Source organism: Gilliamella mensalis, from assembly GCF_900103085.1.
Lineage (GTDB): Bacteria > Pseudomonadota > Gammaproteobacteria > Enterobacterales > Orbaceae > Gilliamella > Gilliamella mensalis.
The window spans coordinates 76,599-94,202 of sequence record NZ_FMWR01000003.1 but is presented as its reverse complement, the minus strand read 5'-3'; the positions used below and the strand labels follow the sequence as shown (position 1 = coordinate 94,202).

Sequence of the window (17,604 nt, the reverse complement as noted above, 5' to 3'; positions counted from 1 at the left end):
CATAAATATAATGTGTTAATTTATAGATAAATAGGAAGTTAAAAATGAAAAATTTAACAGTAAAAAAAGTAGCGTTAGGCTTATTTTTAGCTGGTTATGCAGCAAGTAGCGCATTTGCATTAGATGCAAGAACTAGTGCGGCTATCAGTGGTAATGCACCATTGTTAAAAGCAGTTGCTAATGACGCAAAAGATCATACTCTAACTGTTCGCGTAAGTACAGATGCGAATGGTGACACCCTAATCGGTAACCGAGCAGCAAAAGTAGGTGACTATATCGTTATTAAATTTAATGTTGAAGATAAAGATGGTGATCTAGATACAGGTAAAATCAAAGATACATTAAAAGTTTTTACTAAGAAAAATGCAAGCGATTCTTGGACTGATATTGGAACTCTTACCGATTTAGTAGCAACAAATGATGGTGAAAAAGGTCAAATCTCTTTTAAAATTGACTCTCAATTCAGCGGTGCGAAGTTCATCGGTTTTAGACTTTTAGAAAGAACAGACTTTGGTCTTCCATATACTGGTAAATGGTTACAAGTAAACGATATTTGGGCTAGAAATGAAGGTCCAAATGTTGTAAATCCAAGTAACCCTGATGATCCAACAAATTCAGGTCCTGCTGATCCAGGTGCTGCTGATCCAAGTACTGATCCTCATGGTCCTGGTGATACTCATGCTGATAATGGTCACGGTCCAATTGTGACTGGTCTTGAAGCAGTTGGTATCTTCAAAGTTGATACTAATGGTGTAATCGATAAGTCAGTAAACTATGCTACGAATGGCGCTCCAGCTCCATTATATGGCGAGAAATTTGCGGCGGTAGCATGGGAAGATGCTGACAGTAATGGTCTAATTGATAATGACGAAACTGAAATCACAACTAATTACTCTTTTGTATGGCATCTAGCTGGCGCTTATGAAGGTGTAGAGGCTGATGGTGCTGAGTTAACTGCAGGTGTAGAAAGCGGTGAAGCAACTAATAGTCTTATTACCTTAGGTTCGGCTGATGGTTCTGTTAAGCATAATAGCCTGTACGCAGAAGCCTACAAAGCTGGTGCTCAAGGATATAGTCTTAAAGTTGAAACTAACTAATTCTAAATTTAGTTATATGCAGCGTAAAAACCACTCCTCGGAGTGGTTTTTTATTAAATATAAAACATTACTTTATGATGCTTCATATTATTTAAGCTTTGTTATAAAATAATCACAATTTTTAATTCACCCTTATAAAATATGATTATTCCTTGGCAAGACCTTGATCCACAAACATTAAATAACCTAATTGAATATTTTGTATTACGTGAAGGCACTGACTACGGTTTACAAGAGAAATCACTACAAGAAAAGGTTGATGATGTAAAGCTTCAATTAGCAAATGGGACAGCAACAATCTTTTGGTCCGAATTACATGAAACAATGGATATTAAACTAATTAAATAATGGCTAAAATGATTGTTGGTTACTATATGATTTATTGTGTAACTTTGTTATAGTGTCTTAGTTGTAAATTAAATGGAGAGGTAGGCGTAATGATTGGTAAGCAACAATCGGATACAACGTTAGAATGGTTTTTATCTCATTGCCATATTCATAAGTATCCAGCTAAGAGTACCCTGATACATCAAGGAGAAAAAGCAGAAACTCTCTATTATATTCTAAAAGGTTCTGTAGCTGTATTGATTAAGGATGATGAAGGTAATGAAATGATTTTATCTTATTTAAATCAAAATCAATTTTTGGGTGAATTAGGTCTTTTTGAAGAAGGTACCGAGCGAAGTGCTTGGGTTAAAGCTAAAACAAGTTGTGAGGTTGCTGAAATTTCATACAAAAAATTTAAACAACTTGTTCAAGTTAATCCAGATATTTTAATGCATCTTGCAAGCCAAATGGCAAGTAGATTACAAGTAACATCTGAAAAAGTCAGTAATTTAGCTTTCTTAGATGTTGCTGGACGTATTGCTCAAACTCTTTTAAACCTAGCTAAACAGCCCGATGCAATGACACATCCTGATGGGATGCAAATCAAAATTACACGTCAAGAAATAGGCCAAATTGTTGGTTGTTCCCGTGAAACAGTTGGTAGAATTTTAAAAATGCTTGAAGACCAGCATTTGATTTCAGCTCATGGTAAAACCATTGTTGTTTATGGTACACGTTAATTGGTCAAAATAATATTATTAATGCAATGATTGATACAATACGAGATATTACATGACTCAAGAAAGATGTATTCCAAGTCATGTGGCTATAATTATGGATGGAAATGGTCGCTGGGCTCAGCAACGTAATCAGTTGCGTGCTATGGGGCATCGCGCGGGTTTAAAAACTGCGCGAAAAATTGTGACTTATGCGGCAAACTTAAAGGTAAAAGTGCTTACTTTATATGCTTTTAGTAGTGAGAACTGGAAGCGCCCGCCCAATGAGGTCTCTGCTTTAATTTCTCTTTTTATTTATGCATTAAATCGAGAGATAAATAGTTTGCATAAAAATAATGTTCGCTTAAATATTATTGGTGATATTTCGCGTTTTAGTGATCATTTGCAAAATAGGATTATTTATGCGCAAAATTTAACTAGAAGTAATTCTGGTCTAGTACTGAATATTGCAGCCAATTATGGAGGGCGTTGGGATATTTTGCAATCAGCAAAAAAAATAGCTATGCAAGTTACAAAAGGTGAAATCACGTTAGATGAAGTGACGGAAGATCATTTTGCTTCAACTATGAGTATGGGGGAATTTCCAGAGGTTGATTTAGTTATTCGTACTGGTGGTGAATATCGCATCAGTAATTTTTTGTTATGGCAAATTGCATATTCTGAACTTTACTTTACTGATACCTTATGGCCTGATTTTAACCAACGCTTATTTGATGAAGCCATCAATGCATTTAATGCCAGAGAACGACGCTTTGGCGGAATTGATAATAAGGAACAATCATGTTAATCCATCGTATACTTGCTGCAATTGTGCTTATTCCACTTGTGATAGTGGTTCTTTTTTTGGTTCCATTGTCTCTATTTTCTTCAATTATTATTTTAGTTTGTGGATTAGCGGCATGGGAGTGGGCTCAGTTTCTCTGTATTACTAAAAAAACTCCAAAGTTAATTTTTACTCTTTCCAGTGTTCTTTTATTAAGCATACTGTATTTGAGTCCAAATTTAGTTATATTCGAAATAAAACTATATAGCGCTATTTTATTTTTATCAATTATATGGTGGATTATTGCTTTGTTTTTAGTTCTTAGCTATCCAGCGACAACTAAATATTGGTGTCATTCAATTTTTATAAAGTTGTTATTTGCTTTTTTTACCATAGTGCCATTTTTTATTAGTATGATTGAATTAAGATCAATTAACTATAATTCTAATTCTTATACTGGTGCAATTTGGTTGCTTTATATCTTTGTGTTAGTATGGGCGACAGATACAGGAGCTTATTTTGCAGGGCGATCATTTGGTAAACGAAAATTAGCAGCTAAAGTCTCACCAGGTAAAACCGTTGAAGGGTTTATTGGTGGTGTTAGTGTGTCAATTGCAATTAGTGTAACTGTTTACTTGTTCAATTTATTCAAAATTGAATTTAGCGCATTTTTTATTAGCTCTTTGTTAGCAATTTTAGTTTCAGTTTTAGGGGACTTAACTGAAAGTATGTTTAAGCGTGAAGCCGGTATTAAAGACAGTGGTCACTTAATTCCTGGGCATGGTGGTATTTTAGATCGCATTGATAGTTTAACTGCTGCAGTTCCAGTTTTTGTAGCATTCTATTTTCATTTGTTGTAAAAGGCTATAGATTTTGTTTTTGTCGCTGTTGTTATTTATCATTACTATTAGTATATTAGTCATTGTACATGAATCGGGTCATTTTTTTGTTGCCCGTCTATGTAGAGTGCGTGTTGAATGTTTTGCGATTGGTTTTGGTAAAAAATTATGGTCACATAAACTTTCAAGTGGAACCGAATTGGTAATTGCAATGATTCCTCTTGGTGGTTATGTAAAAATGCTCGACGGTCGAGTAACCACGCTATCTAGCGATAATGAAAAATTTGCATTTGATAGAAAGAAGATTTGGCAACGAGCTGCAATTATTTTTGCTGGTCCATTTGCTAATTTTGTGTTGGCTACGATTATTTATTGGATTATTTCTTTGAATGGGGTGATGGTTTATCCCATAAAAGTGAAAGAAACCATACCCAATACACCTGCTTCTACGATAAATATTCCTGCTGATGTAGAGTTAAAAAAAATCAATAATATCAGAGTTGAAAGTTGGAATGATGTAAATTTAGCGTTGATATCGATTATGGGAAAAACTCACTTATCTTTATCATATTTAGATTCAAATGGTAATAATAGTACACAAGAAGTAGAAAAAATTGTTGATATTAATCACTGGCATTTTGATATTGAAAATGAATCAGCTATTACTGCATTTGGTCTTGTTCCTAAAGCGCTAGAAATTTATCCTATTGTTAGTAAGATTGTACCAAAATCGGCTGCTGAAGAAGCTGGATTGCAAGTAGGTGATGAAATCATCTGTTATAATAATAAGTCTTACACAAATTGGAATGATTTTTCTGCTGAAATTAAAAAAGCAGAGCCAATGATATTAAAAATTAAAAGAGAAAATAAAGATGTTTATCTAAAACTTAAGCCAACTGTTCAAAAAAATGGTGAAGGTGTTGCAGGTTTATACCCTACATCTAATGCAACAATTAAGTATTACGGTTTTATAGAAGGATTTGGTAAAGGTATAGCACAAACAGCATTAACGACACAGTTAACTGTTCGCTCTCTTTATCAGTTAGTAACTGGTGTTATTGGTTTAAAACATTTATCTGGACCAATAACAATAGCAAAAAGCGCAGGGCAAACAGTAAGTTATGGTTTTACCTTTTACTTATATTTTCTAGCCTTTATTAGTATAAGTTTGGGGGTTATCAATCTTGTCCCATTACCGATATTAGATGGTGGACATCTTGTCATTTTATTATTTGAAAAGATAAGAGGAAAAGCCTTATCTGATAAGACACAACAGTTTTTTTTCCGTGTTGGGTTTGTTTTATTAATGATAATAATGGGAATTGCGCTATTTAATGATATTTTACGATTGTAATGGGATGAGGTTATAAATATTTACGATGAAAATAAATAAATTACTTATAGCATCTTTGCTGTTTAGTACTACAGCGGTATATAGTTCCAATGCATTTTGTGTTGATGATTTTGTGGTAAAAGATATTAAATTTGAAGGTTTGCAACGTGTGACAGCGGGAGCTGCATTACTCGAAATGCCAATCCAAATTGGTGACTATGTGAATGAAGCTGATTTAGGTCACATTATCAAATCACTTTACGCTAGCGGCAACTTTGATAATATTACGGTTTCTCGTGATGGTGATATATTAATTGTGCATGTGCAAGAACGCCCCACTATAGCTAATATAACTTTTTCTGGTAATAAGTCTGTTAAAGATGACATGCTAAAGAAAAATTTGGATAGCTCTGGTATTCGTGAGGGTGAGGCGTTAGATCGTACTATGCTTTCAGCTATAGAAAAGGGCTTAGAAGATTTTTACTACAGTGTTGGTAAATATAATGCTCAAATTAAAGCTGTTGTAACTCCTCTATCTCGTAATCGCGTTGATTTAAAAATAGTTGTTGCTGAGGGTAAATCTGCATTAATTGATCAGATCAATATTGTAGGAGCTAAAGCTTTTTCATCAGAAGAACTTATTTCGCGTTTTACTTTGCGTGATGAAGTGCCTTGGTGGAGCATGTTTGGCGATCGCAAATATCAAAAACAAAAATTATCTTCAGATTTAGATGAATTGCAAAGTTTTTATTTAAATCGGGGTTATGCTCGTTTTAATATTGAGTCAACGCAAGTCAGTTTAACCCCAGACAAAAAAGGGATTTACGTAACAATTAATATTCATGAAGGTGAGCAGTATAAGTTATCTCAACTTGAATTTATGGGTAATTTTGCAGGGCACAAAGAGGCGATTGCAAAAATTGCTAATGAAAAAGTAACAGTTGGTGATCTCTATAATGGTAAAAAAATTACTGAAATTGAAGATGATATTAAACGTTTACTTGCTAATTTTGGTTATGCATACCCGAGGGTTTCAATTCAACCAGAAATGGATGATGCAGCACATACAGTTAAATTAGTTGTTCTTGTTGATGTAGGTGAGCGTTTTTATGTTCGCAATATTAAAATTGTAGGCAATACCGTAACAAGTGAAAGCGTAATTCGTCGTGAACTTCGACAAATGGAAGGAGCTTGGTTAAGTAATGGATTAGTCGAATTGGGGAAAGAACGTTTAAATCGGCTTGGCTTTTTTGATACAGTTGAAACCAATACAGAACGCGTGTCAGGCGTAGATGATCAAGTTGATATTATTTATAAGGTTGTTGAACGTAATACAGGTAGTATCAAATTTGGTATCGGTATCGGATCTGACAGTGGTCTTAGTTTCAATGCTGGTATTTCTCAAGATAACTGGTTAGGCACAGGTAATAGTGTCTCATTTGATATTAATACTACTGATACTGATAAGACTGCGTCTATTTCTATCGTTGATCCTTATTTTACGGTGGATGGTGTAAGCCTCGGTGGTAGCATTTATTATAATACCTATAAAAATGACAATAAAGATGATGAGTCAGAATACTCAAGTAAAACCTGGGGTGCATCAGCGAATTTAGGTTTTCCTATTAGTGAAAATAATTTTGTTCGCTTTGGTACTGAATATGCTAATCATAAGCTATCAGATATGCAAGCGCAATATGGCATGTGGCGTTATTTTAAATCCATGGGCGAAAATGTGCAGAATAGAAATTCTATTTCTTTCGATACCAATGACTTATTGTTAAATGCTTATTGGACATATAACTCTTTAGATCGTGGGTTCTTCCCAACTGATGGTTTAAAAATGACTGCTAGTGCTAAAGTCACTGTGCCAGTGTTTGATAATCGTTTCTATAAACTAGTTTCAGATGCATCTTATTATTACCCAATTGACAATGATCATAATTGGGTCGTCTTAACTCGAGCTCGATTTGGCTATGGTGGTGGTTTCGGTGGTAAAGAGTTACCATTTTACGAAAACTTCTATGCTGGTGGGGCGTCAGTATTACGCGGCTTTAAATCAAATACTGTTGGTCCTAAAGCGATATACCTTAATAAAAGTGGTGTTTGTGATAGTTTAGATAATACACTCGGATGCACAAAATCAAAAGATGCTGTAGGTGGTAACGCCATCGCTTTTGCCAGTACAGAGCTGATTGTTCCAACTCCATTTGCTAGCGAAAAATACGCCGATAATATTAGAACATCGCTATTTTTTGATGCAGGTACTGTATGGGATACTGAGTGGGGCTTAAAAGGGCATGATATCCCTGATTATAGTTCTCCATCGGATATTAGAATGTCTGCAGGTATTGCTGTACAGTGGATGTCCCCGTTGGGTCCTTTGGTCTTTTCTTATGCGCAACCGTTTAAGAAATATGATGGTGACTCATCGCAACAGTTTCAATTTAATATAGGCTCTACATGGTAATTTCATGTTATAAATAAAAACATAGGTGATTAAAGTGAAAAAAATTATATCTGTTCTTGTTGTTAGTATAGCATTGTTTTTTGCAGGTTTTGCAAATGCTGAAGTTAAAATTGGTGTTGTTGATGTTATGTCCGTATTACAACGTATGCCACAACGCGAATCAGTTGGTAAAGCATTGGATAGTGAATTTGAAGCGAGAGCCAAATCATTACAAGCAGAAGAAAAGAAGGCAGGCGAAGCTGCAGCTCGTCTAAAAAAAGATGGTTTAACCCTATCTTCTTCTGAAAAAACCAAATTAAATAAGACAATTTCTGATTTTGAAAATAAAGCGAAGGCGTTTTCTGCGGATTATCGTAAACGTGAAACTGAAGAAGCTGGAAAATTATTAACTAAAATCCAAGAAGCTGTCAAAGATATCGTTGCAACAGAAAAATACGATATTATCTTAAAAGCCGAAGCGACGTTATCAGCGTCAGATGCGGTTGATATTTCTGATAAAGTATTGGAAAAGGTTAAATAATAATGTCTGCTTTTCGTTTAGAGCAACTAGCTGCGCAACTTGATGCTAAGTTACATGGTGATGGTGATTTAACTATCACAGGTATAGCATCGATGAAAAGTGCGGTATTTGGGCAAATTACTTTTTTGTCTGATAAAAAATTACAAAGTAATTTATTAGCGTGTAAAGCTTCTGCTGTCGTGATGACTGAAGAGAGCCTTGAACATTGGAGTGGTGCTGCTCTTATTGTAAAAAATCCTTATCTTGCATACGCAAAATTAGCGCAAATTCTTGATACTACGCCAATGCCAGCAAAAGATATCGCACCGACAGCAGTAATTGATGAAACTGCTCAGCTAGGTAGCAATATTTCCATTGGTGCTAACGCAGTTATCGAAAGTGGTGTTGTATTAGGTGATAATTGTATTATTGGTGCTGGTTGTTTTATTGGCAAAAATACTACAATAGGCGCCGGTACAAAATTATGGGCAAATGTTTCAGTTTATCATAATTGCGTTATTGGTGAAAATTGCTTAGTTCAATCAGGAACTGTGATTGGTGCTGATGGATTTGGTTATGCAAATGATAAAGGAAAATGGATTAAGATTCCTCAATTAGGTCGTGTTGTTATTGGTAATAATGTTGAAATTGGCGCCTCAACAACAATCGATCGTGGTGCGTTAGACGATACTGTTATAGGTAATGGTGTGATTATTGATAATCAATGCCAAATAGCTCATAACGATATTATCGGAGATCATACAGCGGTTGCTGGTGGTGTTATTATGGCCGGAAGTTTAACTATTGGTCGCCACTGCTTAATTGGTGGAGCAAGTGTCATTAATGGGCATATGGAAATATGTGATCAAGTCACCATAACAGGTATGGGCATGGTGATGCGCCCAATTACGCAGCCGGGTGTTTATTCATCAGGTATTCCATTGCAAGAAAATAAAGTATGGCGGAAAACAGCTTCGTTAGTTTTACATATTGATGGAATGAATAAACGCTTAAAAACGCTTGAGAAGAAACTATTAAATGTCTCGACGTAGACAATTACGGTCGGTATAATGCATGCCTATTTTTAAATTTTTTTAGCTCAGTTATCGTTTTTATATAATTAAGAGTAGATAACATTCAATAATTTCGAGGTATAAAGATGCAAGTTTCGGTAGAAACAACACAAGGTTTAGGTCGACGTTTATCAATTACAATTAAATCAGAAGACATCAAAAAAGCGGTTGATAAAGAACTAATTAATACAGCAAAAAAAGTACGTATTGATGGTTTTCGTAAAGGAAAAGTACCTTTAAAGATTGTTGAACAACGTTATGGAGCTTCTATTTTACACGACGCATTAAGCGATTTAATGCAACGAAATTTTATTGAAGCAATTATTCAAGAAAAATTAAATCCAGCAGGAGCCCCAACTTATACTCCACAAGAATATAAAGATGGTCAGGACTATACCTTTACTGTTGAATTTGAAGTTTACCCAGAAATCAACGTTGAAAATTTAGATAAAATTGAAGTTGAAAAACCCGTTGCAGAAGTTGTAGATGCTGATATTGATACAATGATTGAAACTTTACGCAAACAACAAGGTGCATGGAAAGAAGTCAAACAAGCAGCTAAAGAGCAATATCGCGTTACTTTGGATTTTGTTGGTCAAGTTGATGGTGCCGAATTCGAAGGTGGAAAGGCTGATGACTTTGTATTGGTATTAGGTCAAGGTCGTATGATTCCTGGTTTTGAAGATGCAATTATTGGTCATCAAGTAGGTGATCAATTTGATATTAATGTGACTTTCCCAGAAGATTATCATGCTGAAAATTTAAAAGGTAAACCAGCTATATTTACAGCAACACTTAAAAAAGTTGAAGAGCTTGAATTACCAGAGCTTACAGAAGATGTGATTAAACGCTTTGGTATTGTTGATGGTACTGTTGAAAGCCTACGAGCTGAAGTTCGTAAGAACATGACTAGAGAGCTCAATACAACAATTCGTAACAAAGTCAAAACACAAGCTATTGACGGTTTAGTTAAAAATAATGAAATTGATATACCTGTGGCATTAATTGACCGCGAAGTTGATGTATTACGTAAGCAAGCTTTATCTCGTTTTGGTGGTAATGTAAAACCAGGTATGGAGTTACCTAAAGAACTATTTGAAGCCGAGGCAAAAAAACGAGTGGCTACTGGTTTATTATTTAGTCAAATTATTGAAAGTAATAAACTAACTGCGGATGAAGCGCGTGTTCAAGCATTAATTGATGAAATTGCAACTGCATATGAAGATCCAAAAGAAGTTTTAGAATATTATCGCAAAGATAAAAAAGCCATGGAGAATATTCGAGCGGTAGCATTAGAAGATCAAGTTGTTGATCTATTATTGGCTAGTGCCAAAGTAACAGAAAAGAATTTTTCGTTTTCTGAACTAATGAATCAACAACTAGCTTAGTCTATTAGTTTTTTCATTTAATCTAACAAGATCACTTTAAAGCCCAAATAAGGATTATCTGTTTGGGCTGTTTTGTTTAATTAGGAGATAAAAATGCCTTTAGAATCAAGTATGGGTGTTATTCCAATGGTTGTTGAGCAAAGTTCTCGTGGTGAGCGAGCTTACGATATTTACTCACGATTATTAAAAGAACGAGTTATATTTTTGACTGGACAAGTTGAAGATAATATGGCAAATCTTATTATCGCTCAAATGTTATTTCTAGAAGCTGAAAATCCTGATAAAGATATCTATTTATATATTAATTCACCCGGTGGGGTTGTGACAGCTGGTATGGCTATTTATGACACAATGCAATTTATAAAACCAGATGTCAGTACTATTTGTTTAGGTCAGGCATGCTCAATGGGGTCATTACTTTTAACTGCTGGCGCTAAAGGTAAACGTTATTGCCTACCAAATGCGCGTGTCATGATTCACCAACCATTAGGTGGTTTCCAAGGACAGGCTTCAGATATTCAAATACATGCACAAGAGATTTTACAAGTAAAACATCGTTTAAATAACATTTTAGCAATGCATACAGGTCAAGATATAAGTGTAATTGAAAAAGATACCGATCGTGATAATTTTATGTCTGCCGAAAAAGCAGTTGAATATGGTTTAGTCGATGCCATATATAGTAAACGATCTTAATATTAGGTAGGTGATAAAAGTGAATAAAGAAAGTTCTGAAAAATTACTCTATTGTACTTTTTGTGGAAAAAGTGAGCATGAAGTTCGTAAACTCATTGCTGGGCCATCATCTATTTATATTTGCAACGAATGCATAGGATTATGCAATGATATTCTAAAAGAAGAGACAAAAAGTTTTCTTTCTCATGAAGAGTTTATCAATCAACCATTGCCAACACCACATGAAATTAAACAGCATCTTGATGATTATGTAATTGGTCAAGAACGCGCAAAAAAAGTTTTATCTGTCGCTGTGTATAATCATTACAAACGATTGCGCAATTATGCTCGTCGCAGTGATGTTGAATTAGGCAAAAGTAATATTTTGCTCATAGGACCAACAGGTAGTGGTAAAACGTTATTAGCGGAAACATTAGCTCGTTTTTTAGATGTGCCTTTTGCAATAGCAGATGCAACAACTCTAACTGAAGCTGGTTATGTTGGTGAAGATGTAGAGAATATTATTCAAAAATTATTGCAGAATTGTGATTATGATGTTGAAAAAGCTCAGCGAGGCATTATTTACGTTGATGAAATTGATAAAATTTCACGAAAATCGGATAATCCTTCTATTACTCGAGATGTATCCGGCGAAGGGGTTCAACAGGCTTTATTGAAAATTATTGAGGGTACTATTGCTTCTGTTCCGCCAAAAGGTGGGCGTAAGCACCCGCAGCAGGAATTTTTACAAGTTGATACTTCAAAGATTTTGTTTATTTGTGGTGGTGCATTTAGTGGTTTGGATAAAGTCATCGAAAATCGAGTGTCAACTAATTCAGGAATAGGTTTTGGTGCTGATGTAAAAAGTACTAAAAATAGATTATCTGAATCAGAATTATTAACACAAATTGAGGCTGAAGATTTAGTTAAATTTGGTTTAATTCCCGAGTTTATTGGAAGATTACCCGTTATTAGTACCTTATCTGAATTGGATAAAAATGCCTTAATTAATATTCTAACAGAGCCTAAAAATGCTTTAACTAAGCAATTTCAAACTTTGATTGAGTTAGATGGGGTTAAACTTGAGTTTACCAAAGAAGCCTTAGATGCTATTGCTATAAAAGCAATGCAACGCAAAACAGGAGCGCGTGGTTTACGTTCAATTGTTGAAAATATATTATTAGATACAATGTACGATTTACCATCAATGAAGACTATCAAACAAGTAATTGTAGAAAAAGAAACTGTTGAAAGCTCTCTACCGCCGAAATTAGTACATTGTGATGATGAACTTTCTGCTTAAAATACAAGCTTGCTATCATAAATATGATGGCAAGAACTATAACAATACTATAATACCAAGTTAATTTTAAAGTAAAGTTGTCAAATACTGTCAAGATATGTCACAAGCAGTGCATGTTTAAAACAAAGAAGATAGGCTTGAATATCTAAAAATTATCCCAATATTGATCCAATGGGTTTGTACTATGAAAGAGAATAAAATGAAAATAAAACGAACTAAACACATGATTATGCCTATTTTACCATTACGTGATGTTGTTGTATTTCCTCATATGGTAATCCCTCTCTTTGTTGGTCGAAGTAAATCAATACGTTGCCTAGAAAGTGCAATGGAAATGGATAAGCAAGTCTTTCTTGTAACCCAAAAAAATCCTTCACAAGATGATCCAGCTATAGATGATTTATATCAAGTCGGTACCATAGCTAATGTTTTACAGTTACTTCAATTACCGGATGGAACAGTAAAGGTACTCGTTGAAGGTGTTGAAAGGGCTAAAATGATTGATGAGGTTGAGCACGAAAGCAATGAATTTTTTATTGCAGAGGTAAAACCATTAAGCGAAGTAAAAAAGGCCACAGATATAAGTGAAGCAATGATTCGCTTAACTTTATCTAACTTTGATGAATACTCAAAGCTTAACAAAAAAGTAAGTCAGGAAGTTGTTGATTCTATTCGCTTACTTAAAGATCCGTCACGTTTAGCTGATTCAATTGCCGCTACTCTATTTTTAAAAGTTGAACAAAAACAAGAGATTTTAGTAACAGCTAACCTTGTAAAACGTTTTGAATTACTTATTTCATTGATGGAATCAGAAATTGATTTATTACAAGTTGAAAAAAATATTCGACAACGTGTTAAACAGCAAATGGAAAAGGCTCAAAAAGAGTATTATCTCAACGAGCAAATTAAAGCTATTCATAAAGAGTTAGGGGATATAGACAATAAACCTGATGAATATGAAGAGTTAAAAGAAAAAATTATTAAAGCTAAAATGCCAAAAGAGGCTATGGACAAAGCATTAGCTGAACTTAACAAATTAAAAATGATGCAAGCAATGTCAGCTGAAGCGACAGTTGTCCGAAGTTATATTGATTGGATGATTCAAGTTCCTTGGTATAAGCGTAGTAAGGTTAAAAAGGATATTGAAGGTGCGCAAAAAGTTTTAGATAAAGACCATTATGGACTTGAACGTGTAAAAGATAGAATTTTAGAATATTTGGCAGTTCAAGACCGTGTTAATAAAGTTAAAGGTCCTATTTTATGTTTGGTTGGGCCTCCTGGTGTGGGTAAAACGTCGCTAGGTCAATCGATAGCTAAAGCAACAGGACGCCAGTATATTCGTATGGCTCTAGGTGGTGTGCGAGATGAGGCTGAGATTCGTGGGCATAGACGTACTTATATTGGCTCAATGCCGGGCAAATTGATTCAGCGTATGGCAAAAGTAGGCGTTAAAAACCCATTATTCTTATTAGATGAAATTGATAAGATGGCATCTGACATGCGTGGTGATCCTGCGTCAGCACTATTAGAAGTACTGGATCCAGAGCAAAATAATGCCTTTAGTGATCATTATTTAGAAGTTGATTACGATTTGTCTGATGTGATGTTTGTTGCAACTGCTAACTCTATGAATATTCCTGCACCATTATTGGATAGAATGGAAGTTATTCGTCTTTCTGGTTATACAGAAGACGAAAAATTGAATATAGCTAAGCAACATTTGATTACTAAACAGTTAGAAAATAACGGTTTAAAATCAAAAGAAATTAGTATTGATGATTCTGCTATTATCGGTATTATTCGTTATTATACTCGGGAAGCTGGCGTTCGAAGCCTAGAAAGAGAAATTGCAAAGATCTGCCGTAAAGTTGTAAAACGATTAGCGTTAGATAGCAAATTAAAGAAAGTAGCCGTGACACAAGATAACTTAAAAGATTTCTTGGGAATACAGCGTTTTGATTATGGTAAAGCAGATAATGAAAACCGAATAGGACAGGTTATTGGTCTGGCTTGGACAGAAGTAGGTGGAGACTTACTTACTATTGAATCAGTAAGTGTACTAGGCAAAGGAAAATTAACTTATACTGGTTCATTGGGTGATGTTATGCAAGAGTCAATCCAAACAGCATTAACCGTTGTGCGATCTCGTGCAGAAAAATTGGGTATTAATACTGATTTTTATGAAAAACGTGATATTCATGTGCATGTACCTGATGGCGCAACGCCGAAAGATGGACCAAGTGCTGGTATTGCAATGTGTACTTCACTAATTTCAACATTAACGGGTAATCCTGTCCGTTCAGATGTTGCAATGACAGGTGAAATAACCTTACGTGGAGAAGTTTTACCTATTGGCGGATTAAAAGAGAAGTTACTAGCAGCTCATCGAGGTGGAATTAAAACAGTATTGATTCCAATAGATAATGTTAAAGATTTGGAAGAAATTCCCGAGAATGTGAAAGCTGAAATTGATATACATCCAGTCAAATGGATTGATGAAGTGTTAACCATTGCACTGCAGAATAATCCATTTGGTATAGAACCAATAGATAAAAAAGTAGCATTAAAACAACATGTTAAAAAGGATGTTAAGAAATTAAAAAGTAGAGCAGGAAGTTCAGCCAGATTAAATTAATATTTTTAATTTAAGAAAAGATCAACTTTCAGTTGATCTTTTTTTTAGGCTTAACATTCTGGCAATAGCCAATTTGGTTAAATATGCTATACTTTCGAGATTCAACATTAGGTATATGGAGAATGGCAAGAAATGATGGAAACAATTCGAACAGCGGCAAATAATATTGTTGTTAAAAGTATCTTAGCAATAATTATTTTATGCTTTATTTTCACTGGCGTTGGATTTTTAGGTTTTGCCGGTGGTAATAGCGCTCGTGATCAACAGCAATACATCGCAAAAGTTGATGGTGACGGTATCAGTCGAGCTGAATTTGAAGCCCAAGCTAGAACGGTAATTGCTAATGCTGGAGGTGATAGCTCTTTTATTAAACAGCTACGTCGGGGCGTATTGTCTTACCAAATTGATAATTATTTAGCTTATAAATTTTCAAAAAAGATTGGTGTAGTTATTAGTAATGATCAGATTAAAAAATTTATTAAAAAGCAAAGAGAATTTTTTAAAAATGGTAAATTTGATAATCAGACATACTTAAACCTTCTTGCTGAAAATAATTTTACTCCAGATAGTTATGCTGAAATTATAAGAACGGTATTGCAGCAACAACAGACGGTTAATGCTCTAACAAATAGCAGTTTTGTTTTGCCAATTGATTCAGAAATATCTTCACTTAAAAATCAAACTAGAAGCCTATATGTTGCTTCGATTAATACCTCGATAAGTGATATTGATGAAGCAAATATAACATTAGAAGACGAACAAAAATATTATAATGAGCACTTAAACGAATTTTTCAAAAATGAGCGAGCAAAAGTTAAATATATTGTGGCTTCTCAAGATAAGATAGCAAAAACAGTTCATGTTACTGAGGACGAGGTGAGAAATGAATATGATAAAAATATTAAAGCTTATTCATATCCAGCTAAGAAAGCTTATAGTGTAATTTTTGTTAATGATAAAGAACAAGCTAATGAGATTGTCAAAGAATTATCTTCTGGGGCTGATTATGAAAATATTGTTAAAACTGTTAATCAAAATAATGATATTTCTCCATATGGAAAAAATGGCTCATTAGGTTGGTTTGCTGACGATGACACTTTACCTCAAGTTTTTAAAGATGCTAAATTGAAAAAAGTAGGGAAAATTTCATCGCCAATTGCCGTTGAAGGTGGTTATGTAATAATAAAATTAGATGGAATTCAACCTGAAAAGGTTATGGATTTTGATTATGCTAAGTATCAAATTGATTCAAAACTCACTAAACAAAAAATACAACGAGCTCTTGAAAGTGAAGAGAATAAAATTAAAACTGCATTAAGTGATTCTCCTAAGAATATTGAAGATCTTGCTGATAAAGTTGGACTTGAAGTGATTAATTCTGATTGGATATCTTTCAATGATAAGTTTTCAATTGCTTCTCATCCAGAAGTGAGAGATGTAATTTTTAGTGAAGAAATGATAGTTGATGGAAAAGCAACAGACAAAATTTCGGATTTAATACCCGTAGACAGAAATTATGGAAAGTATGATTTTGTCATACAAACAGTGGATTATCGCCCTGAAGGAATAGCTCCATTTGATGAGGTTAAAGATATAATCCATAAAAAGCTCTTTGCAGAAATGGCTCAAAGCCAATTTGAATCGAGTATAGCTAATATATTGACTCAATTAAATGAAACTGGAAATGCTAAAAATGTACAGTTTGCAAAACAATATACTTTGAATCGAAATTCAACAGAACTTGATCAAAAAGTTGTTAATATGGTTTTTAATTTAACTCCTTCAGTATCAAGGAAGCCTGTTTATGGTGCAGAGTTTTTAGATGATAAAAACGCTTATATTATTGCATTAACTAAGGTAGTTACGCCAAAGGAATATAACGATATTTCATCTGAATTATTACCTTTATTTATTAATGATACGCATTACTATCTTGCTGCAGATATACGTTCTAAGGCTAAGATTGAAATTATGCCTGATTCCAATTTGTGATTTAACTTCCAAAATAGTAGTAATCATTGAAAGTAAGGAAAGCCACCTAGGTGGCTTTTCTCATTTTTATAATTAATGAAATTTTTTTATTTGATTAGGTGAGATAGTTATAAAGCAAACTTACTTGCGTAACTATTTTTAGAGGTTAATCATATGAAACTATTTTCACTATTATGTATTTTGTTATCAAGTTTTATTGTTTCAAACATGAGTTTTGCTGATTCGGTTTCTGCAACGTCAGGATCAGTTAAACAGGAACAAAAACAAATTGTTCAAGTCAATATCAATACTGCAACAGCAGAAGAATTAACCAAAGTATTAACGGGGATTGGAATGAGCAAAGCCCAGAAGATTATTGAATATCGAGAAAAATTAGGACCTTTTGTTTCAGTTGAGCAGTTAAAAGAAGTGGCAGGTATTGGACAGGCAACATTAGATAAAAATGCTGGAAAAATAATATTATAATTTATGAT

At 34.1% G+C, this 17,604-nt stretch carries 15 protein-coding genes; all 15 read left to right on the top strand.

Annotated elements, in window-relative coordinates:
- Nucleotides 1-44: 44 nt before the first annotated feature.
- Nucleotides 45-1,097, top strand: a complete 1,053-nt coding sequence (locus tag BQ5209_RS01860) for a hypothetical protein (RefSeq protein WP_085246876.1) — start codon at nt 45-47, stop codon at nt 1,095-1,097.
- 141 nt (nt 1,098-1,238) lie between these two features.
- On the top strand, nt 1,239-1,445 hold the full coding sequence (locus BQ5209_RS01855; protein WP_085246875.1) for a YheU family protein: 207 nt from the start codon (nt 1,239-1,241) through the stop codon (nt 1,443-1,445).
- An 89-nt stretch (nt 1,446-1,534) separates the two neighbouring features.
- On the top strand, nt 1,535-2,164 hold the full coding sequence (gene crp / locus BQ5209_RS01850) for a cAMP-activated global transcriptional regulator CRP (protein WP_065585730.1): 630 nt from the start codon (nt 1,535-1,537) through the stop codon (nt 2,162-2,164).
- A gap of 52 nt (nt 2,165-2,216) precedes the next feature.
- Nucleotides 2,217-2,948: an undecaprenyl pyrophosphate synthase gene (gene uppS / locus BQ5209_RS01845; protein ID WP_085246874.1), complete on the top strand. Its 732-nt coding sequence runs from the start codon at nt 2,217-2,219 to the stop codon at nt 2,946-2,948.
- Nucleotides 2,942-3,784 (top strand): phosphatidate cytidylyltransferase, encoded by an 843-nt coding sequence (locus BQ5209_RS01840; RefSeq protein ID WP_085246873.1) that lies wholly within the window; start codon nt 2,942-2,944, stop codon nt 3,782-3,784. The genes uppS and BQ5209_RS01840 overlap by 7 nt, the downstream gene beginning before the upstream one ends.
- Nucleotides 3,785-3,797: 13 nt before the next feature.
- Entirely contained in the window at nt 3,798-5,117 is a 1,320-nt protein-coding gene (gene rseP / locus BQ5209_RS01835; RefSeq protein WP_167370296.1) for an RIP metalloprotease RseP, read from the top strand.
- A gap of 25 nt (nt 5,118-5,142) precedes the next feature.
- Nucleotides 5,143-7,566 (top strand): outer membrane protein assembly factor BamA, encoded by a 2,424-nt coding sequence (gene bamA / locus BQ5209_RS01830; protein WP_085246871.1) that lies wholly within the window; start codon nt 5,143-5,145, stop codon nt 7,564-7,566.
- Between the two features lie 34 nt (nt 7,567-7,600).
- Complete coding sequence (locus BQ5209_RS01825) at nt 7,601-8,086, top strand: OmpH/Skp family outer membrane protein (protein WP_167370295.1); 486 nt, start codon at nt 7,601-7,603, stop codon at nt 8,084-8,086.
- 2 nt (nt 8,087-8,088) lie between these two features.
- The gene (lpxD, locus tag BQ5209_RS01820) at nt 8,089-9,117 is read left to right on the top strand and encodes a UDP-3-O-(3-hydroxymyristoyl)glucosamine N-acyltransferase (protein WP_085246869.1); all 1,029 of its coding nucleotides are present in this window, start codon (nt 8,089-8,091) and stop codon (nt 9,115-9,117) included.
- Nucleotides 9,118-9,224: 107 nt separating this feature from the next.
- Nucleotides 9,225-10,526, top strand: a complete 1,302-nt coding sequence (gene tig / locus BQ5209_RS01815; protein WP_085246868.1) for a trigger factor — start codon at nt 9,225-9,227, stop codon at nt 10,524-10,526.
- A gap of 93 nt (nt 10,527-10,619) precedes the next feature.
- Entirely contained in the window at nt 10,620-11,222 is a 603-nt protein-coding gene (clpP, locus tag BQ5209_RS01810) for an ATP-dependent Clp endopeptidase proteolytic subunit ClpP (protein WP_085246867.1), read from the top strand.
- Between the two features lie 10 nt (nt 11,223-11,232).
- Nucleotides 11,233-12,504 carry an ATP-dependent protease ATP-binding subunit ClpX gene (clpX, locus tag BQ5209_RS01805; RefSeq protein ID WP_085246866.1) on the top strand — a complete coding sequence of 424 codons (1,272 nt, stop codon included), beginning with the start codon at nt 11,233-11,235 and terminating at the stop codon, nt 12,502-12,504.
- A 199-nt stretch (nt 12,505-12,703) separates the two neighbouring features.
- Nucleotides 12,704-15,139, top strand: coding sequence for an endopeptidase La (gene lon, locus BQ5209_RS01800; protein WP_085246865.1), 2,436 nt, complete (start codon nt 12,704-12,706; stop codon nt 15,137-15,139).
- A 132-nt stretch (nt 15,140-15,271) separates the two neighbouring features.
- A complete protein-coding gene (locus BQ5209_RS01795; RefSeq protein ID WP_085246864.1) occupies nt 15,272-17,131 on the top strand; it encodes a SurA N-terminal domain-containing protein in 1,860 nt (619 codons plus the stop codon).
- Between the two features lie 153 nt (nt 17,132-17,284).
- Nucleotides 17,285-17,596, top strand: coding sequence for a ComEA family DNA-binding protein (locus BQ5209_RS01790; RefSeq protein ID WP_085246863.1), 312 nt, complete (start codon nt 17,285-17,287; stop codon nt 17,594-17,596).
- Nucleotides 17,597-17,604: the final 8 nt, after the last annotated feature.

Bases quoted from the DNA above. Each gene is read 5' to 3' on its own strand.
- BQ5209_RS01840 (WP_085246873.1), top strand. From the start codon at position 2,942: ATGTTAATCCATCGTATACTTGCTGCAATTGTGCTTATTCCACTTGTG.
- tig (WP_085246868.1), top strand. From the start codon at position 9,225: ATGCAAGTTTCGGTAGAAACAACACAAGGTTTAGGTCGACGTTTATCA.
- BQ5209_RS01795 (WP_085246864.1), top strand. From the start codon at position 15,272: ATGATGGAAACAATTCGAACAGCGGCAAATAATATTGTTGTTAAAAGT.
- BQ5209_RS01790 (WP_085246863.1), top strand. From the start codon at position 17,285: ATGAAACTATTTTCACTATTATGTATTTTGTTATCAAGTTTTATTGTT.
- bamA (WP_085246871.1), top strand. From the start codon at position 5,143: ATGAAAATAAATAAATTACTTATAGCATCTTTGCTGTTTAGTACTACA.
- lon (WP_085246865.1), top strand. From the start codon at position 12,704: ATGAAAATAAAACGAACTAAACACATGATTATGCCTATTTTACCATTA.
- uppS (WP_085246874.1), top strand. From the start codon at position 2,217: ATGACTCAAGAAAGATGTATTCCAAGTCATGTGGCTATAATTATGGAT.
- lpxD (WP_085246869.1), top strand. From the start codon at position 8,089: ATGTCTGCTTTTCGTTTAGAGCAACTAGCTGCGCAACTTGATGCTAAG.
- crp (WP_065585730.1), top strand. From the start codon at position 1,535: ATGATTGGTAAGCAACAATCGGATACAACGTTAGAATGGTTTTTATCT.
- clpP (WP_085246867.1), top strand. From the start codon at position 10,620: ATGCCTTTAGAATCAAGTATGGGTGTTATTCCAATGGTTGTTGAGCAA.
- BQ5209_RS01855 (WP_085246875.1), top strand. From the start codon at position 1,239: ATGATTATTCCTTGGCAAGACCTTGATCCACAAACATTAAATAACCTA.
- BQ5209_RS01860 (WP_085246876.1), top strand. From the start codon at position 45: ATGAAAAATTTAACAGTAAAAAAAGTAGCGTTAGGCTTATTTTTAGCT.